Genomic DNA, 3,117 nt, shown 5'->3' on the forward strand with positions numbered 1-3,117 from the left:
GCTCTGGAGCACCGCGAAGATCAGCACGGCGAGGACGAAGCCCCACCAGTCAGCCCAGTCGATGCGGAAGCCCGGAAGCAGCAGGTCGGCGGCGATCAGCCCGACAGCTGCGGATAGCACGAAGATCAGGGCGCGGATGAGGAACATGACCACGCCCCGACAGTAGCGCGTCGACCCACGCAGCGACAGGATGCCGTGCGGCGCCGCTGCGGGAAAGTCAAGGCCTGCGGCTCTGTGCGCTCCTCTTGCTACCGTGTGTGGCTGCGAATCGCGGAAGGGGCGCCGTGGACGGGACGTGGGGACTGTGGCAGAGTGCGGTTGCACTCACCGCTTCGATCGTCGTGCTCTGGTTCGCCGGTACCCGTCTTGCTCGCACTGCCGACGAGCTGGCGGGCCGGACCGGAATGGGGCGTGCGATCGCGGGAGCTGTGTTCCTCGGCGCGGTGACCTCGCTGACCGGCATCATCACCACGATCACCGGAGCGCTCGCCGGGGATGCCGGGTTCGCGCTTGCCAACCCGGTAGGCGGGGTGGCGATTCAGACAGTCTGGCTGGCGGTGGCCGACCTCCTCTACCGGCGCGCGAACCTCGAGCACGCCGCGGCCTCGCTCGAGAATCTCGGGCAATCTCTGACCCTCGTCGCACTGCTGACGATTCCGGTGATCGCCTACGCGACACCCACCCTCTCGTGGGGATGGATTCACCCGCTGTCACTTCTGATCCCGGTGATCTACGTTTACAGCCTGTTTCTGCTGCGACGGATGCGGGCCGACGAGATGTGGAGTCCGCGCCGGACGTCGCAGACGGTTGACGACGATGACACGACGCAGCCGACGACATCTCTCCCCCGCCTGTGGGTCACCTTCGCGGGACTCGCCCTCGTCACGGCAGGGACCGGATGGGTCATCGGCCGCGCGGGGCTGGGAGTTGCGGCGGCGACGGGGTGGCCGAGCGATGTCACCGGGTTCACGGTGACCACTGCCATCAGCTCGCTGCCCGAACTGATCACCCTCATCGCGGCGGTCCGGATGGGCGCTCTGACCCTCGGGGTCGGGAACATCATCGGCGGGAACGTGTTCGACACGCTGATGATCTCGATAGCCGACGTGTCGTACCGCGACGGCACCATCTACGAGGCCGCAGGTCCGTCGAGTCTGGTGCTGTTGGCGGGAACAGCGTTCATGTCAGCGGTCCTCGCGATCGGGCTTCTCGTGCGCGATCGTCGCGGCATCGGATTCGAAGGGGTCACGATTCCCGGCGTCTACCTCGGGACGATTGGCCTGGCCATCGTTGCGCGGTAGAGACCGTCGGGGCGGGCTATGCGGCCAACCGGGTGGCGGGGAATCAGTTCCCGCCTGACCCCAGAGCCGCGAGCCGTTCCTCCTCGTCGGCGGCGATGCACGACGCGATGATCGGCTCGAGGGCACCGTCCATCACCTGATCAAGGTTGTAGGCCTTGTATCCGGTACGGTGATCGGCGATGCGGTTCTCGGGGAAGTTGTACGTGCGAATGCGCTCGGAGCGATCCATCCCTCGGATCTGCGAGCGCCGGGCATCGGATGCCGCGGCATCCCGCTCCTCCTGCTGCTTGGCCAGCAGCCGGGCTCGCAGCACGCGCATCCCAGCCTCGCGGTTCTGCAGTTGCGACTTCTCGTTCTGCATCGACACCACGATGCCGGTTGGCAGGTGCGTGATCCGCACCGCGGAGTCCGTCGTGTTCACCGACTGGCCACCCGGACCTGACGAGCGGAAGACATCGATCTTCAGGTCGTTCTGATCGATGTGGATCTCTTCGGGCTCGTCGACTTCGGGAAAGACCAGCACACCGGTGGTCGACGTGTGGATCCGCCCCTGTGACTCGGTGGCGGGAACGCGCTGGACGCGATGCACACCCCCCTCGTACTTCAGGTGGGCCCACACTCCCTGCGCCGGATCGCTCGAGGAGCCCTTGATGGCGACCTGGACGTCCTTGAACCCGCCGAGGTCTGACTCGTTGCGCTCGAGCAGTTCGGTCTTCCACCCCTTCGAAGCGGCATACTGCAGGTACATCCGCAGCAGATCAGCGGCGAACAGGGCGCTCTCTGCGCCGCCTTCGCCCTGCTTGATCTCCATGATCACGTCGCGCGCGTCATCCGGGTCGCGCGGAATCAGGAGCCGTCGGAGCCGTTCCTGGGTGTCGGCGAGGCGCTCTTCGAGGGCCGGGACCTCTTCGGCGAAGGCGTCGTCTTCGCGCGCGAGGTCGCGGGCAGCGACAAGGTCGTCGGATGCCGCCACCCACGCATCGTGGGCAGCGACGATCCGACTCAATTCCGCGTACCGCCTATTGACCCGCTTTGCGCGGGCGGGGTCCGCGTGCACCGCCGGATCGGACAGCTCAATCTGCACCTCGCGGTGCTCGTCGATCAGCGCACGGACGGAGTCGAACATCGCCGGCTCGGCCATCTCGATGCCGCCGGGTCAGCGGATGCTGTTCTCGTGCCCGTGACCGTGTCCGCCAGCGCCGTGACCGTTGGAGGTCGGCGCCGGAATCGACTTCTGCATCTGCACGAGGAACTCGACGTTGGACTGGGTTTCCTTGAGCTTGCCGAGCACGACCTCGAGCGCCTGCTGGGGGTCCAGGCCCGCGAGAGCGCGACGGAGCTTCCAGGTGATCTTGACCTCATCGGGCGAGAGCAGCATCTCTTCGCGGCGCGTGCTCGACGCGTTGACATCCACCGCGGGGAAGATGCGCTTGTCGGCAAGCTGGCGGTTCAGGCGCAGTTCGCTATTGCCGGTGCCCTTGAACTCCTCGAAGATCACCTCGTCCATCTTGGAGCCGGTTTCAACCAACGCCGTCGCGAGGATCGTGAGCGATCCTCCGTTCTCGATGTTGCGCGCGGCGCCGAAGAAGCGCTTCGGCGGGTAGAGCGCCGAAGCGTCGACACCGCCGGTGAGGACGCGCCCAGAGGTCGGCGCCGAGATGTTGTAGGCGCGGCCGAGGCGGGTGATCGAGTCCAGCAGCACGACGACGTCACGGCCGAGCTCAACGAGGCGCTTGGCGCGCTCGATGGCGAGCTCGGCAACGGTCGTGTGGTCTTCGGCGGGACGGTCGAAGGTCGAGGCGATGACCTCGCCCTT

Annotated in this window: 3 protein-coding genes; 1 reads left to right on the forward strand and 2 read right to left on the reverse strand. The window is 66.6% G+C overall.

From position 1 onward, the window contains the following. The first annotated feature begins 284 nt into the window (after positions 1 to 284). The gene (locus B3587_RS10275; RefSeq protein WP_292728366.1) at positions 285 to 1,301 is read left to right on the forward strand and encodes a sodium:calcium antiporter; all 1,017 of its coding nucleotides are present in this window, start codon (positions 285 to 287) and stop codon (positions 1,299 to 1,301) included. A 43-nt stretch (positions 1,302 to 1,344) separates the two neighbouring features. Here the strand turns inward: B3587_RS10275 and prfA are convergent, their stop codons facing one another. Together prfA and rho are read right to left on the reverse strand one after the other, a co-directional pair. Further along, the gene (prfA, locus tag B3587_RS10280) at positions 1,345 to 2,427 is read right to left on the reverse strand and encodes a peptide chain release factor 1 (protein ID WP_228177649.1); all 1,083 of its coding nucleotides are present in this window, start codon (positions 2,425 to 2,427) and stop codon (positions 1,345 to 1,347) included. 30 nt (positions 2,428 to 2,457) lie between these two features. Continuing rightward, positions 2,458 to 3,117 (reverse strand): transcription termination factor Rho (gene rho, locus B3587_RS10285; RefSeq protein ID WP_292728368.1); only part of this gene is annotated, 660 nt, incomplete at its 5' end.

The organism is Microbacterium sp. UBA837, assembly GCF_002296025.1.
Lineage (GTDB): Bacteria > Actinomycetota > Actinomycetes > Actinomycetales > Microbacteriaceae > Microbacterium.